Annotated in this window: 13 protein-coding genes; 6 read left to right on the forward strand and 7 right to left on the reverse strand. The window is 67.7% G+C overall.

Annotated features, from left to right (window positions below):
* Nucleotides 1-125: 125 nt before the first annotated feature.
* Nucleotides 126-1421 (reverse strand): ArgE/DapE family deacylase, encoded by a 1296-nt coding sequence (locus BLV25_RS06185; RefSeq protein ID WP_092731454.1) that lies wholly within the window; start codon nucleotides 1419-1421, stop codon nucleotides 126-128.
* A 162-nt stretch (nucleotides 1422-1583) separates the two neighbouring features.
* On the opposite strand from BLV25_RS06185, the gene BLV25_RS06190 reads away from it, so the two are divergent.
* From BLV25_RS06190 to BLV25_RS06205, 4 genes are all read left to right on the forward strand, one after another.
* Entirely contained in the window at nucleotides 1584-2153 is a 570-nt protein-coding gene (locus tag BLV25_RS06190) for a peroxiredoxin (RefSeq protein ID WP_021073815.1), read from the forward strand.
* A 682-nt stretch (nucleotides 2154-2835) separates the two neighbouring features.
* Nucleotides 2836-4251, forward strand: coding sequence for a phosphohexomutase domain-containing protein (locus BLV25_RS06195; protein ID WP_092731456.1), 1416 nt, complete (start codon nucleotides 2836-2838; stop codon nucleotides 4249-4251).
* A gap of 143 nt (nucleotides 4252-4394) precedes the next feature.
* Nucleotides 4395-5426, forward strand: a complete 1032-nt coding sequence (locus BLV25_RS06200; RefSeq protein WP_039401730.1) for an ABC transporter ATP-binding protein — start codon at nucleotides 4395-4397, stop codon at nucleotides 5424-5426.
* Between the two features lie 127 nt (nucleotides 5427-5553).
* The gene (locus BLV25_RS06205) at nucleotides 5554-6516 is read left to right on the forward strand and encodes an ROK family protein (RefSeq protein WP_092731459.1); all 963 of its coding nucleotides are present in this window, start codon (nucleotides 5554-5556) and stop codon (nucleotides 6514-6516) included.
* Between the two features lie 109 nt (nucleotides 6517-6625).
* On the opposite strand, the gene BLV25_RS06210 is transcribed toward BLV25_RS06205, so the two are convergent.
* From BLV25_RS06210 to BLV25_RS06235, 6 genes are all read right to left on the reverse strand, one after another.
* Complete coding sequence (locus BLV25_RS06210; protein WP_092731462.1) at nucleotides 6626-8137, reverse strand: aldehyde dehydrogenase family protein; 1512 nt, start codon at nucleotides 8135-8137, stop codon at nucleotides 6626-6628.
* Nucleotides 8134-8553, reverse strand: a complete 420-nt coding sequence (locus BLV25_RS06215; RefSeq protein WP_218128608.1) for a cupin domain-containing protein — start codon at nucleotides 8551-8553, stop codon at nucleotides 8134-8136. The genes BLV25_RS06210 and BLV25_RS06215 overlap by 4 nt, the downstream gene beginning before the upstream one ends.
* A complete protein-coding gene (locus BLV25_RS06220; RefSeq protein ID WP_092731464.1) occupies nucleotides 8546-9832 on the reverse strand; it encodes a glycosyltransferase in 1287 nt (428 codons plus the stop codon). The genes BLV25_RS06215 and BLV25_RS06220 overlap by 8 nt, the downstream gene beginning before the upstream one ends.
* Before the next feature lie 329 nt (nucleotides 9833-10161).
* On the reverse strand, nucleotides 10162-11001 hold the full coding sequence (locus BLV25_RS06225; RefSeq protein WP_176819442.1) for an ABC transporter permease: 840 nt from the start codon (nucleotides 10999-11001) through the stop codon (nucleotides 10162-10164).
* The gene (locus tag BLV25_RS06230) at nucleotides 11001-11879 is read right to left on the reverse strand and encodes an ABC transporter permease (RefSeq protein ID WP_092731470.1); all 879 of its coding nucleotides are present in this window, start codon (nucleotides 11877-11879) and stop codon (nucleotides 11001-11003) included. The genes BLV25_RS06225 and BLV25_RS06230 overlap by 1 nt, the downstream gene beginning before the upstream one ends.
* A gap of 33 nt (nucleotides 11880-11912) precedes the next feature.
* The gene (locus BLV25_RS06235; protein WP_143114392.1) at nucleotides 11913-13127 is read right to left on the reverse strand and encodes an ABC transporter substrate-binding protein; all 1215 of its coding nucleotides are present in this window, start codon (nucleotides 13125-13127) and stop codon (nucleotides 11913-11915) included.
* Nucleotides 13128-13297: 170 nt separating this feature from the next.
* On the opposite strand from BLV25_RS06235, the gene BLV25_RS06240 reads away from it, so the two are divergent.
* Both BLV25_RS06240 and BLV25_RS06245 read left to right on the forward strand, forming a co-directional pair.
* Nucleotides 13298-14065: an IclR family transcriptional regulator gene (locus BLV25_RS06240; protein WP_021073826.1), complete on the forward strand. Its 768-nt coding sequence runs from the start codon at nucleotides 13298-13300 to the stop codon at nucleotides 14063-14065.
* A 272-nt stretch (nucleotides 14066-14337) separates the two neighbouring features.
* The gene (locus BLV25_RS06245; RefSeq protein WP_092731475.1) at nucleotides 14338-15495 is read left to right on the forward strand and encodes an NAD(P)/FAD-dependent oxidoreductase; all 1158 of its coding nucleotides are present in this window, start codon (nucleotides 14338-14340) and stop codon (nucleotides 15493-15495) included.
* The last annotated feature ends 595 nt before the right edge of the window (nucleotides 15496-16090 follow it).

Raw genomic sequence — 16090 nt, forward strand, 5'->3', positions numbered from 1 at the left:
GCCGGCCTGACGCACTTGGCCCGTTGACGGGCAGCCGGCCGTCGCTGCCGACGATCGCGTGCCGAAACGCGGGCGACACGCGGGCGGAACCCTACCCCACCGCAGCCGGCACGCGGGCTGAGTCCCTAGTTCTCCTCGGCGACGCCGCACCAGTCCATCGCCGTGAGCGCGATCGCCTGTGCGGTCTCGACCAGCGAGTCGATCTCGACGTGTTCGTCGGCGCCGTGGGCGTTCGCCCCGCGCGGACCGAGCGATATCGCCGGGATGTCGTAGTAGAGCTGGTAGAACCGCTCGTCGAGGCCGCCGAGTCCGCCGACGTACTCGGTCTGCCCGCCGGTGACCGCCTCGGCGTGCTCGGTCGCCAGTCGGACGATCGCTTCCTCCGTGTCGACCTCGTGGGGGTCGGCGTCCCAGCCGAACCACTCGATCTCGGGCGGGTGCTCGCTGAGCCACGGGTCCTCCTCGGCGACCGCGGCCACCGTCTCGGCGATCTCGGCACGGACCTCCTCGCTCGTTTCCCCGGGCGGCCAGCCGACGCGGCCGGTGAGGACCGCCTCGCCGGGGACCTTCGAGATCCAGTCGCCGGCCTCCATCACGCTGACGCTCAGGTTGGTGACGCTCCCCTCCGCCCGGGGATCCTGGTTGACCGCCGGTTGGTACTCGATCCGCTCCCGACGCCGTTCGTCGAGGGCCTCGAGGGCCTGATAGACGCGGGTCGCGTGGCCGAGCGCGTTCTCGCCGGCGTACTTGAACGCGGTGTGAGCCGCCTCGCCGGGAACCGTGATCCGGAAGTAGGAGACGCCGGCGCCGGCGATCCCCACGTTGGGGATCCCGAACGGCTCCGCGATGATCGCGGCGTCGGGGCGATACCCGCGCTCGAGCGCCGACAGCACCCCGCCGGTGCCGCCGGACTCCTCCTCGATCGTCGTCTGGAGGTGGAGGTCGCCCGCCAAGTCGACGTCGAGCTCCTCCAAGACCTCGAAGGCGTGGATGAACGCCGCGATCCCGCCCTTCATGTCCAGGGCGCCGCGTCCGTAGACCCGTCCGTCAGTCACGGTCGCCGCCCAGGGGTCGTACTCCCAGTCGGCGACCGGGTTCGGGTTGACGACGTCGACGTGACCGCTCAGCGTCAGCGAGCGCCCGTCGCCGCTTCCCGCCCGGGTCGCGACGAGGTTCTCGCGTCCCTCGTAGCCGTACTCCTCGTAGGAGACCGTCTCGAAGAAGCCCGGATGGTCGCGCAACCGCTCGATCGACGGCTCCCACGTGTCGATCTCGAGGTCGTGGCCGGCCAGCCGGTCGTGGACGACGGCCTGTGCCGGCCCCTCGCGTCCGGAGACCGACTCCGCCGCCACGAGATCCCCCAGAAAATCGAGCATTCGATCCTGCGTTTCGGCTATCCGGTCGCGGACCTCCGTGTGCATACGGTCGCCATCCGAGTCGCGTGGGCATATACCTTGGTGCAGCGGCACACGAATCCGGGAGCGTTCGATTCTCTCCCCGGCCCCGATCTTAATTGCTGAACAGAATTCGTATAAAATATATGGAATAAATATTTATCTACCTAGATCGTTTTCAGTGGGACAATGTCCAAGGACTTTCCGCTCCCGGACGACCTGCCGGTTCCGGAGGACGACGGTGCAGCCGACCACCTCCAGGGAATGACGATGCCCGACGTCTCGCTCCCGGCGACCGACGACACGGCGGTCGAGCTTCGCGAGCTGCCGCCCCGCACGGTCATCTACGTGTATCCGCTCACGGGACGGCCGGACGAGGACGTGATCCCGGAGGGTTGGGAGGACGTTCCGGGCGCCCGGGGCTGTACGCCCGAGTCACGCGGGTTTCGCAGCCATTACGACGAGCTTCGGGACGCCGGCGTCGGCGACGTCTTCGGGCTGTCGACGCAGTCGACCGCGTACCAGCGCGAGGCTCGCGACCGGCTCCATCTCCCCTTCGAGCTCCTGAGCGACGCCGAGCGGGAGCTGGCCGACGCCCTCGACCTGCCGACGTTCACCATCGAGGGCGAGGAGTACCTGAAACGGCTGACGATGGTCGTCACCGACGGCCGCATCGAACACGTCTTCTACCCCATCTTCCCCCCGGACGAGCACGCGGACGAGGTTCTGGAGTGGGTCTCGAACGCTTCGGATAGCTGACGCCCGATCGTCGCCGAATCGACGCCCGATCGACGCCGACACGATTTTGGTTCCGTTCATCGACGAGCTCGTCGTCACGCCCACCCGCGTCACGCTCGCCCTCGTCACGTCCACCGTCGTCACGTCCACCGTCGTCACGTCCACCGTCGTCCCGCGTGCGCTCGTCGAGCGATCCGTCCGAGTACTCGACGGGCGTCCATCCCTATTAACATATTATATATGGCTATTATACTGAAATATCTATATAATTAGTATATAAGAGTAGACGCCATCGTCTGATGGAGCGTATCCCGCGAACGGTCCGTCATTCGAGACGGTTCGGATGGTCGGCTGGCGGGCGGAGCCGTGACCGCGTCCGACCTTCGGGACACTTATAAGCGGCCGTTCGTGATCGGCGGTTTCCTCCCGGAGATCCGTGCGTCCGGACCGTCTTCCGTTTCGGTCGGGTTCGATTCCGTCATCGCCGTCATATCATATTTATATACTGTATTAATATAATATGTTTTCCGCCGTTCGGACGACGCTCCGACGATCGCGGCGCGCGAAACCACTGACCGCCTGACCGCGAACCGCCCGCCGGTTCACTCCGAACCGTCCGTCGGCTGACCGCGACCGATCCGACCGGAGCGACCGGAGCCCGGATTTCGACAGCGTTTATGACCCGTGTTCACTACTGGCGCCCATGGACGGGATAACCTTCGGCACCGGCGGCTGGCGGGCGGCGGGAGACGAGTTCACGGACGAGCGCGTGCGGGCGGTGGGGCAGGCCGTGGCGACGTATCTCCGGGAGACCGGGACCGAGACCGGCGGCACCGTCGCGGTGGGGTACGACGCCCGAGCCACCTCGGAGGACGCCGCCGAGAGCCTCGCGGACGTCCTGTCGGGGAACGGGTTCGACGTGCTCCTCACGGACCGGGATCGACCGACGCCGGTGCTCGCGTACGCCGTCGCCGACCGCGGGCTCGACGGCGGGCTGATGGTGACCGCCTCGCACAATCCGCCCGAATACAACGGCGTGAAGTTCGTTCCGTCGGACGCGAACTCCGCGATGCCGGCCGTCACCGAGGCCATCGAGGCGCGCCTCGAGCCGCCGCGCAGCCTGCCGGCGGCGGACCACGGCACGATCGAGCGGTTCGACCCGATTCCGGCCCACGCCGACCACTCGATGGCCCTCGTGGCCGACTACCTCGACGTCGACCTCTCGGGGATGACGGTCGTCTACGACGCGATCCACGGCAGCGGCCGCGGGGTCACGGACGCGCTGCTCGAGGACGCGGGGGCGACGGTGATCCGCCGGCGGTGCGAACGGGACCCGACCTTCGGCGGCCAGGCGCCCGAGCCGGGCCCGGAGACGCTCGCGGGCCTCCCCGAGGCGGTGGCCGACCACGACGCCGACCTGGGGATCGCCAACGACGGCGACGCCGACCGGATCTCGATCTGTACGCCCGACCGGGGCGTGCTGAACGGCCACCTCCTCTTCGCGGGAGTCTTCGACGCGTTGCTCGAGGACGCGGGAGCGAGGGGGCCGGCGGTCCGCACCGTCTCGACGACGTTCCTGATCGACCGGATCGCCGAGGCCTACGAGGTCCCCGTCCACGAGGTGCCCGTCGGGTTCAAGTGGGTCGCCGACGGGATGGCCGCCCACGACGGGCTCTTCGGCGGCGAGGAGTCGGGCGGGTACACGATCCGGGGCCACATCGGCACGAAGGACGGCGTGTTGCTCGCGCTCCTCGCCGCCGCCGCGGCGGCCGCGGAGCCCTTCGACGACCGGATCGACCGTCTCTTCGAGACCCACGGCCGCATCTACGCGGACAAGCGGAGCGTAGCGTGCGACGAGGCGGCGAAGCCCCGGCTCGTCGAGGCGCTCGAGGCCGACGTTCCCGACCGGATCGCGGGGGAACCGGTCGCCGAGACCGTCACCGTCGACGGGTTCAAGTTCCTGCTCGATGACGGCTCGTGGGTCCTGCTCCGCCCGAGCGGGACCGAGCCGAAGATCCGCGTGTACGCGGAGACCACCGATCCGGACCGCCTGGAACCGCTTCTCGAGGCCGGTAGCGACCTGGTCGCCGCCAGGCTCGGCGGGGCGGACGGGGACTGACCGGGCTCGGCGGGGCGGGACGGGAGGACTGGCCGACCCGGACCGGACGACGGACTGGCCGACCGATGCCGGACCGTCCGACGGGACGCTTTCGTCGGTCGGCTCCCGAAACATCCTTATAGGTCGTGTTAGTATCACGTTCCATGGCTGCGGCTCTCACGGTAGACGGTGTCATGAAGCGGTTCGGGGACGTGGTCGCCTGCGACGACGTGTCCTTCGAGCTGGAGCAGGGGGAGTTCTTCTCGCTGCTCGGACCGAGCGGCAGCGGCAAGACCACGACGCTCCGGATCGTCTCGGGATTCGAGACCCAGAACGACGGCACCGTCCACATCGACGGCGAGGTCGTCAACGACGTGCCGCCGAACGAGCGGGACGTCAACCTGGTCTTCCAGGAGCTCGCGCTGTTCTCGCACCTGACGGTCCGTGAGAACCTGGCGTTCGGACTGAAACGCGACGGCGTCGACGCGGAGACGATCGACGCTCGCGTCGCCGAGTACCTCGAACTCGTCGACCTCGAGGGGTACGAGGACCGCGACGTCCGGGACATGTCCGGCGGCCAGCAGCAGCGCGTCGCGCTGGCCCGCGCGCTCATCAAGGAGCCGCCGATCGTGCTGCTCGACGAGCCGCTGGCGAGCCTCGACCGAAAGCTTCGGAAGGAGCTTCGGGTCGAACTGGCCCGGATCCAGTCGGAGACCGGAGTCACGTTCTTTTACGTCACGCACGACCAGGAGAGCGCGATGAGCATGTCGGACCGGCTCGCGATCATGCGCGACGGGAAGATCCAGCAGATCGGGACGCCCGAGGAGGTGTACGACGAGCCGGCCAACCCGTTCGTCGCCGACTTCATCGGCGACGCGAACGTCTTTGCCGGCCGGATCGGCGTCGAGGACGGGGTCGCGACCCTCACGGACGGCGACCTCTCGGTCCCGCTTCCGGGCGTCGACGCGGTCGGCGAGGCGACCGTCGTCGTCCGTCCCGAACAGGTCCGCCTGCGCGAGCCGGACGCGGACGGCCTCCCGGTCCGGATCACGAACAAGGAGTATCACGGCTCCTACACGCAGTACATCGCGTCGACCGCGGACGACCGTCAGATCCAGATCGAGTCCGACGAGACGGACTACGAGATCGGCGACGAGGCGTCGGTGACGGTCGCGGACGCACGGGTGTTTCAGTGACTCGTGAATCGGTGATCGGACGCGTTCCGGCGATCGGATACGTTCCGGCGTTCGCCGACCCGCCGGTCGGCCGGACTCGATCGCGAACGAGAAGTCACAATACGTAGGACGGACGTTTTCGATACCGATGATGCACTTCGTGGGCGTCGACCTCGGCGCGAGCAACGTTCGGGCAGCCGTCGGGGATCGGACCGGCGAGATCCGCGCCACTGCGCGTGCGCGAACGCCGGCCGGTCCGACCGGCGCGGCGGTCACCGACGCGGTCCGGGAGGTCGTCACGGCGGCGTGTTCGTCGGCTGACGTCGACTCGACCGACGTCGCGGGTGCCGGCGTCGCGTCGATGGGACGCCTCGACCTCGCGGCCGGCGCGGTCGCGAGCGCGCCCAACGTCGACGCGGACGTGGGGCCGATCCGGCTCGTCGGTCCGCTCGCGTCGCTGCTCGATCTCGACCGGGACGCGGTCACCCTGCGCAGCGACACGCAGGCCGGCGCGGTCGGGGAGCGGTTCCACGCGCACCCGGACGTCGAGGACCTCGTGTACCTGACGATCTCCTCGGGGATCGGGGCGGGCGTGATCGCCGACGGCGAACCCCTCACGGGGCGTGACGCCAACGCCGGCGAGGTCGGCCACATCACGATCGCCCCCGAGGGCGGGATGACCTGCGGCTGCGGCCGCGAGGGGCACTGGGAGGCGTACTGTTCGGGGAACAACGTTCCCCGGTTCGCGCGGGCGCTGCACGAGCGCGACCCCGTCGACACGGCGGTCCCGCTCGCTGACGAGGGGTTCGACGCCGCTGACGTCTACGCACACGCGGGCACGGACGCGTTCGCGGACCGCGTCCTCGAGCGCGTGACGGCGCTGAACGTCCGCGGGGCCGCGGCCGTCGTCCACGCCTACGCGCCGCGGGTTCTCGTGGTCGGCGGCGCGGTGGCGACCAACAACCCCGAGACCGTCGTGGAGCCGATCCGCCGGCGCCTTCCCGGGGAACTCGTGGTCGATGCGCCCGAGGTCACGCTCGCCGAGCTCGGCGACGACGCCGCCCTCGCGGGCGCGCTCGTGCTGGCGATCCCCGATGCGGACCGTCCGTGATCTCCTATGTGAACCGTCCGTGATCTCGAAAGCGGCGGTCGCGAACGGTGAGCCCGAAAGCGGCGGTCGATGAACGACCGGCTCGCGCCGGCCACAGAACCGCTTGCCCTCAGAACCGCTCGCCGCCGCTGCTGTAGAACCAGTCGTCGGGATAGGGGTACCACCACTCTTGGAGCGACGGGTTCCAGTCGATGACCCCCATCTTCGTCCGGCGGAACGCGTTCAGCCCCTCGCGGCCGAGCTCCCGACCGATCCCGGAGTGCTTCCACCCGCCGAAGGGGATCGCGTCGTTGTCGATCATCGGGTTGTTGACCCAGACCATCCCCGCCTCGAGGGTCTCGTAGGAGCGCATTGCTTCCTCGAGGTCGGTCGTGAACACCGACGCGCCGAGGCCGAAGTCGGTGTCGTTCGCGAGCTCGAGCGCCTCCTCGAACGAGGAGACCGAGCAGACCGGCGCCACGGGACCGAACGTCTCCGCCTTCATCACGTCCATCTCCGGCGTCACGTCGGTCAGCACGGTCGGCTCGTAGAACCAGCCGACGTCCCGGTCCGGCGGGACGCGCCCGCCGTGTGCGACCGTGGCGCCGGCCTCGACGGCCGACCGGACCTGCCGGTCGACCTCGTCCCGGGCGCGCTCGTCGACCAGCGGGCCGATCTCGCTCTCCTCCAGGCCGTTGCCGACCCGGAGCCCGGCGGCCATCTCCACGAGCCCGTCGACGAACTCGTCGTGGACGGCCTCGTGGACGAAGAAGCGCTCCGAGGAGGTGCAGACCTGCCCGGAGAGGTGGAACGCCGCGGTCGCGGAGCCGGCGATCGCGACCTCCATCGGGGCGTGCTCGGAGACGATCATCGGGTCGTTCCCGCCGGCCTCGATGACGCTCGGCTTGATCCCCTCGGCGGCCGCCGCGTTCACCTTGCGGCCGGTCTCGACGCCGCCGGTGAAGGCGATCGCGTCGGTGTCGTCGGACCGTATCAGCGCCTGGGCGGTCCCGCCGTCGCCGGTGACACACGAGACCAGTCCCGCGGGAAGCTCGCTGAAGTGACGCATGAACCGCAGCGTCGACAGGGGCGTCCGCTCCGAGGGTTTGACTATCGCGGCGTTGCCGGCCGCGAGCGAGGCCGCGACCGTCCAGGCCGTCAGCAGGACCGGGAAGTTCGAGGGGACGACGTGAACGCTGACGCCGTAGGGGAAATACCGGTGGAACTGGAACGACTCCGGCTGCGTGGTGCCCGGGATCGATCCCTGGTCGTCGCGCGCCAGCTCGGCGTAATAGCGGAAGACCGGACCCACGTTGGCGATCTCACCCTCCGCCTCCGGATACGGCTTCCCGTGTTCCCGCGTCATCAGTTTCGCGTCCGCCTCGTGGTCGGCCGCCTCGATCGCGTCGGCGACGCCGTGGAGCGCGTCCGCCCGGGTCGTCGGGTCCGTTCGCTCCCATTCGGCCTGCGCCCGGACGGCACGGTCGACCACCGACTCGACCTCCGCGGGGCCACAGACGGCGATCTCGCCGACCGGCTCCTCGGTCGCGGGGTCGATCACGTCCAGGCTGTCGTCCGACCGGCTCTCGCGGAACTCGTTTTCCCGGAAGACCTGCCGACCGAAGGGGTCGAACCCGGTCATCGGATCATGTACACCTTCCGGACGGTCTCCTCGATGCGACAGGTGCCGGTCCAGCCGGCCGGGAACAGGACCGTGGTTCCGGGCTCGATATCGATGACGGTGCCGTCCTCGTGGGTGTACGTCGCCCGCCCCTCGAGGAAGTAGCAGAACTCGTCGCGGTCGACCTCGCACGCCCACGTGCCGGGGGTGCAGGTCCACACGCCGCTCTCGGAGCGGCCGTCGGGGCCCTTGTGGATGACCGTTCCGGCGGTGCGCGACTCGCCCTCGATCGGCTCGTCGACGACGCCCCAGTCCTCGAGGTCCGCGTCCGCGAGGGCGGCCGGGTCCTGGAGGACGCTCGCGGACGGCGCCCCGCCGTCAGCCATCGCCGACGACGGCTCGTCGTCAGCCACCGCCGACGCCTCGTCGTCAACCATGGGTCTCCAGGACGTCCTCGAGCAGCGTCGCCGCCTTCTTCCGGCCGTCGCTGGACTGCATGTCCTCGGCGGTGCGCTCGACGTTCTCCCGGATCGTCCCGTCGGTGAGACACGTCTCGATCGCCCCGGCGAGCTCGTCGTCGGTCCAGTCCGACCGGTGCAGCTTGATCCCGTGGCCGGTCTCGTCGACGCGCGTGGCGTTGTCGTGGCCGTCCCAGACGTACGGCATCACGATCGCCGGCGTCCCGTAGTAGAGGCACTCGTTGAACGTGTTGTTGCCGCCGTGGTGGATCACCACGTCGGCCCGTTCGATGACGGTCTGCTGGGGGAACCAGCTCTCGATCGCCACGTTGCCGGGGACCTCGAAGTCCTCGTAGGCGTCCTCGTAGTCCCCGACGTTGACGAGACACCGGTACGGCTGCGTCCCGAGGAACTCGATCAGCCGCTTCATCAGGTCGGTATCGCCGGCGCCGAGGCTCCCGAAGCTGAGGTACAACAGGGGCGCGTCGTCGTCGGCCTCCAGGTCGGGGACCTCGTAGGACTCGTCCTCCTCGCGGATGCACCCGTTGAGGTACTGGAAGCGGTCCGGATCGAGCTCGTTCCACCGGTCCCAGCGAAGCCGCTCGGGGTACTTCAGGAGGTTCAGGTACGGCGACGTCTCGTAGAACAGCCCCCGCGGGTACGGGTCCTCGCCGTGCTCGGCCAGGAACTCGTTGAACCGCTCGTGGACGTCCCCGATGACCTCCTCGTAGCGCTGCTGGAACTCGTGGAAGTTCTCGACGTCGTCAGCGCGGGCGCCGGACAGGTGCGGCGGGATGTTCGGATCGGGGATCTCGTTCTCCGAACACGACGTGATCCGGACCCAGGGCACGCCGTACTGCTTGGTCGACGGGAAGAGGATCACGTTGTCGACAACGATCAGGTCGGGATCGATCTCCTCGAGGACGTCCGGGAGCTCCGTCTCGGCCCACTCGGCGGAGGCGACGATCGCCTCGTAGGTCTCCTCGACGTAGTTGTCGAGCTGGTCGATCGGGTCCTTGTCGAAGTTCGGGATGTGGGTGTTGATGAACTCCTCCCAGCCCGCGTCGGCGTCCGGGTCGGACATCGGCACGTAATGCTCCTCGAAGCCGTACTCCTCGAAGACGCCCTCCATGCTCGGGTCGCAGATGAACACCGGCTCGTGGCCGCGGTCGCGACACACCTGGGCGATCCCGACCGAGTTGAGCGCCGGGCCGTACGCCGCCTCCGGGAAGAAGGCGATCGTGGCGCCGTCGGTCATCGGTCACCTCCGGCGGTCGCTTCGGGACTGGCCACGCGTCGAGTGCCTCGATCTGGGTGCGTGTTGCTAACGCCCATGGTTCGAGGGAACAGACCGACGGAATATAAACCTCACGTTACCACGGAGCGTTCCGGCCTCGACCGCGAGACCCGACGTCGCTGGCTGGCGTCGCGAGCAACGCGGAGGTGCCATCTCATCGCGAGCCGGCACCGCGATCATCACGAGCCGGCACCGCGACGTCGGAGCATCAGACGGACATCAGTCACCGAACGAACGTCGGTCACCGAACGAACGGCGGACGACGATCGTGGCGGTCGCGGCCGGTCCGGTCAGTCGATCCGGGGATCGAACCGGGCCGCGAACAGCGCCACGAGCAGCCCCGACAGCAGCAGCATCGCGCCGATGGCGTTCATCTCCGGCGTCAGGTGGCGGCGGAGCCGGTCGAAGATCAGCAGCGGCATCGTGAACGTGTCCGGACCGCTCACCATGAACGTGATGATGAACTCGTTGAGCGAGAGCAGCATCGCGAAGATGAACCCCGAGACGACCGACGGGAAGATCTGCGGGAGGATGACGAGGACGAACGTCTCGGCGCGGGTCGCGCCGAGATCGCGTCCCGCCTCGGTGATCGCCGGCGGGAACGACCGCACCGCGGCGTAGATGATCAGGAACGTGTAGGGGAACACGTAGATCACGTGGCCGACGAGCACGGAGAGGAACCCGAAGTCGATCCCGATGACCGAGAGGTACAACAGCAGCGCGATCCCGATGAAGATGACCGGGATGAACATCGGCAACAGCAGCGATCCGATGAGCCACCGGATCCAGTCGCCGGCGTCGTTCGCCTCCAACCGCGTGAATCCGTACGCCGCGGGAAGGGCGAGCAGCGTGGCGACCACCGCGCTGGCGACCATCAGCCGAACGGACAGCCACAGCGCGCTCCAGAACTCGGCGTCCGCCGCCAGGTCCCGGTACCACTCCAGGGTGAACCCGGTCAGCGGGAAGAACCCGAGGTCGTTGGCGTTGAACGACATCACGATCACGAGCGCCATCGGGACGTAGAGGAACGCGATCGTCAACCCCGCCAGCCAGCGGGTGACGTCCAGGTTCGACGGTATCCGGGCATCGAGGGCGTCGCCCAGCGTCCCGATCGCTGATTTCCCCGCCATCAGGTCATCACCTTCCGGAGGGTGAGCCATCGCGAGAGCCCGGCCAGCACCACGAGGACGAACGCGAACAGGACGACGCTATACGCCGCCCCGAGCGGCCAGTTGAAGCTGTCCTTGAACTGATTGACGAGGACGTTCCCGTACCACAACGTCCGCGGCGACCCGACGAGTTCGGGCGTCACGTACGCGCCGATCGCCCGTCCGAAGATGAAGACGAACGACAGGACGATCCCGGGCATCGCGAGCGGCAGGATCACGTATCGAAGGACCTCGAACCGGTTCGACCCGAGGTCGTACGCCGCCTCGATCTGCGAGCCCGGGATGGCGTCGACGGACCCGTACATCGCGAACAGCGAGTACGGGAGGTAGATGTACACCATCGTCGCGATCACCGCGAACTCGGTGTACAGGAGGCTTATCGGCTCCGCGACCGCGCCGACCCCGGTCAGCACCTCATTGATGAGCCCCTTGTCGCCGAGCATCAGCATCCACGCCCAGGTCCGGACGATGTAGTTCGTCCAGAACGGGGCGATCGCGACGAGGATGAACAGCGCGCCGGCCCGCCCGTCGAGCGTCTGGCCGCCGTACCACGCGACCGGGAACGCCATCGCGGTCGTCACGACCGCGATCACGAGCACCTTCGCCAGCGTCTTGGCGAAGATCGCCACCGTCCGCGTCGAGTCGAACAGCGCTCGGTAGTGCTCCAGCGAGAAGCCCGGATTCCAGAGGTTCCCCTCCATCGGCCAGAAGCTGAAGTAGATCGCCCACACGAGCGAGAACAGCCCGATCCCGACCATCACGGCGACCGCCGGCGCGGTCAGCGCGAGATCGCGGAGCGTCCGACCCCGACCGTGGGAGCGGATTCGCGGGAGCTTCATGTGGCGTGTTCGGTGACTGTGCCGGTCACGGGACTATCCCTTGAGCTCCTGCCACATCTGCTGGGCGGTTTCGAGCTCCTCGTCGCCGAAGTAGCGGCGCATCCGGAGCCGGTCCTCGTTCTCGAGGACGACCGACCGGTGGTCGCGCTCGGCGTCGGTCATGTCCTCGCGGGCGTCGAGGTTGATCGGGAGGTTCCCCGCGTTTCGCATCTGCTGGATCGACGCGTCCGGTGAGGAGTAGTGGTCCATGAACTCGACCGCAAGGTCCGGATTGGGCGCGTCCGCGGCGAGCTGGTGGGCGTCCGCGTAGCCGTCGGTCCCCGCCGGCGGAACCGCCATCTCGACGGGGTGGTCCTGGTCCATCGCCAGGAAGCCGGTGAGGTCCCACCCGTGTTGGACGACGACCTCCTCGTTGGCGATCAGCTTCAGGTGCTGGTCCTGCGTCGCCCAGAGCGTTCGATAGGAGGGGAAGACCGCCTCCAGGGCGTCCCGACAGGCCTCGAGGTCGCTCGGCGGGTGCGGATGGTCGTCTCCGAGATAGTACCCCGCATCGGCGAAGGCCGCGATCGCCCAATCGCGCATCGCGATCCGGCCGTCGAGGTCGTTGGACTCGATCGTCTCGGGATCGAACAGGTAGTCCCAGGAGAGCTCGTCCGGCTCCTCGTCGATGACGTCGGTGCGGTACATCGGTCCGGTCATCCCGTACGCGTACGGGATCGCTGTCTGCGTACCGTCGATGACACACCCCGGCGCCGTCCGGGCGCGCTCGACCAGGTTCCCGAAGTGGCTCATGTCGTCGGTCGGGATCGGTTCGACCAGGTCGGCGTTCCACAGCGGCTCGACCCAGTTGTTGGTCACGCCGATGACGTCGACCTCGCCCTGATACTGCGTCCGCATCAGGCCGACCGCCTCGGAGTTCGTCGTCAGGCTGATGACCTCGACGTCGACGCCGTGTTCCTCCTCGAACGGTTCGACGATCGAGTCCGGGTAGTAGAAGTTGTACCCGAGGATGGTCAGGGTTCGATCCCCGGACCCGCTGCTCCCCTGGGTCGCGCCGTTTCCGCTCCCGTCGCCGTTTCCGTCCCCGTTGCCGTCGCCGTTCCCGTTCCCGCCGCCGTTTCCACCGTCACCCAGACAGCCGGCGAGTCCCGTCCCGAGCCCGCCCACCGCACCGAGCGTCGCGAGGAATCCACGCCTGTCGTTCGACGGAGTCGAATCTGCGCGACTCGACGATCGCGTTCTTGTCATGGTTCGTCACGACAAGTGCAATCATACTATATAACCCTTGTGAACAGGTGGCAGTAGACGCCGCGGACGACGAGGCGCCGGACGGGATCGGGGATGCCGAACGGGGGTCCCGAACCGGATCGGAATTCGTATATCTCAAATTTTATCGGTGCGGGTCGCGATCGTGACGTATGGGATCGGATACCGACGACGGACGACGGCTCGAAACGGTCCGGAACGCCTTCGAGATCGTGGAGTCCCTCAAGCGGCGGGACGGCGCGAGGCTCACCGACCTGGCGACCGAGTTCGACGTCTCCGACGGGACGATGCACACGTACCTGAACACGCTGCGTGCCGACGGACTGGTATATAAGGCCGACGGCGAGTACCGCCTCTCGCTGGAGTGGTTCACGCTGGGCACGGAGCTCCGGGAACGGATGCCGGTCTACCGCCACGGGAAGGGGCCGGCGGACGACCTGGCGCGACGAACGGGGGACCTCGTCTACCTGGCGGTCGAGCAACGCGGGCGCGTGTACTACCTCTACCCGACGCGCGGCGACGACGCCCCCGAGCCCGCGACGTCCGTCGGGACGGTTCGACCGCTGCACGCCGTCTCCGCCGGAAAGGTACTGTTGGCGGCGATGCCCGACGGGAAGCGGGAGCGCGTCCTCGAGGACCTCACCTTCGAGCCGGTCACCGAGAAGACGATCGTCGACCGTGACGAGTTCCGCGAGGAGCTCGAGCGCATCACCGACCAGGGACACGCGCTCAACGACGAGGAGGAGTTCCTCGGGTCCCGCACCGTCGCGACGAGCATCGCCCACCCCGATCGGGGCGTGGCCGGCGCGATCTGCGCGAGCGGGCCGAAAACCCGGTTCGACGACGGCTACATCGACGACCTGCTCCCGGCACTCAAGGAGACGGCCAACCGGATCGAGATCAACCTCCAGCGGTCCTGAGTCGTCCGCGTTTCGGACCAAATATTCGTTATATACGAATTCAATTCCATTGGGACGATTTACCGTATCACAGGGGGCGATATCCGCGTCGAAATGCGGAGCTCCGAGAGGTTCCACCCGACATTCATTACAGAATTATGCTTGTAATATCCATTTTGAGGAACGAGTATATTCGTTATATACGAAATGATGTGATCTCCGGAAACAAAACCATTAATATGAGATGTCGTATAGACTCGCCAATGACACGTCACTGCGAGGGTTGGTGACCGATGCGGATCTGCATCGTCGGAGCGGGGATCGCGGGCTGTCACGCGGCCTTCGACCTCGCCGCCGACCACGACGTAACGGTGCTCGACCGGGTCGGGATCGCCGCCGAGGCGACCGGGTACTCGGCGGGACTCGTCGCGCCCACGCAGTATTACCCCGACCGCCCCGCGATCGCGCGCCACGCGAACGGCTTCTTCGCCGACTTCGACGGGTCACACGGCTTCGAGTTCACCGAGCGGGACCGGTTGGACGTCGTGACCGAGGCGGAGGCCGAGACGGTCCGATCGACCGCCGACGAGCTCGCGGACGCCGGCTTCCCCGTGGACTACCTGGCGGCGGACGAGATCCCGGACCGATATCCCCGGATCCGGCCGGACGGCTTCGCCGGAGCGGTCCGGTACGGTGACACCGGCTGGGTGGACCCGTACACCTACGCGACCGCGCTCAAGGCGGCCGCCGAGGCCGACGGCGCGACGTTCGAGGTCGGCGTCGAGGTCGAGAACGTTCGGCTCGGACGGACCGACGACCACGCCGCCCGGACCGACGACCACGTTATCCGGACCGACGACGGTCGCTACGAGGCCGACGCGGTCGTTCTCGCCGCCGGCTGGCGGACTCGGAGCCTCTTGCCCGGCGACCTGGAGGTTCCGATCCGGCCCTATCGGACCCAGTGCGTCGTCCTCGAACCCGAGACCCCGCTCGGGGACTCGACTCCGACCGGTCGGATCGGCAGCGAGCACCTCTACTTCCGCCCGGAACACAACGGCGACCTCCTGATCGGGGGCGCCCACGACACGATCGCGGACCCGCGAGCCGCCTCGACGGACGCCGACGAGTCGTTCACCCTCGAGGTCGCCGGGTTCGCCCCGACGTTCTTCGAGGGGTTCGACGACGCCGGCCTGCTCAACGGCTGGGCCGGGGTCGACACGGCCTCCCCGGACACCCGCCCGATCATCGACTCGCCCGTCGGCGCGCCCGACTCGCTGGTCGTCGCGACCGGGTTCAACGGGCTCGGCGTGATGACCTCGCCGGTCGTCGGACCGACGGTCCGCCAGCGGCTGACCGGGGAGCCGGCGCCGTTCCCGGCCGAGACGTTCGCCGCGGACCGCTTCGACGACGTCGGCACCGACTTCGAGTACGTCTCGACCTCCGAGGTGTGACCGACCGGGGATCGCTGCCTGGCCGAGCCCTCCGGGAAAAGTCATTTTTCATATCGTTCTTATAAATAATAATAATATTGGTATTTCTCCCGGGCGATCGATGATCGATATCCGTGATCCGACATCGATGATCCATCTCCGTGATCCACCCGGGAGGATGGAGAGATCCGTCCCGTTGCTCATCTCCGGTACCGATACCGCGTTTTCGCTTCCGTTTGCTCCCGCCTCCCGATTCCGGGACTGGTCGAACGGATCGGCCGACGGACCACCCGGTCGTGGAACGCACGGTTTATAAACTCGAGCGGGAGCGGAGACGGGGAAGCACGATCGGAGGCGGTAGCGAGGGACGGTCGACGATCGCACCGTCTCCGGGATCGGGATGACGAACACATATTCTTTTAATATATTCTCATAAATTGGTGATTTTGTGACGTGACTCGGTCAGTCGGCGAGCGACCACTGACGATTGACGACGTTCGATCACCCTCCCACGAGCGACGTCTCTCCCACGAGCGACGTCTCGCGGCGAGTCATCGCTCCGGTTCCCGCGCTTCGGGTCCCGCGCTTCACGCGTCCCGTTTCGAGTGACCGACGG

The organism is Halopenitus persicus (assembly GCF_900107205.1).
GTDB lineage: Archaea > Halobacteriota > Halobacteria > Halobacteriales > Haloferacaceae > Halopenitus > Halopenitus persicus.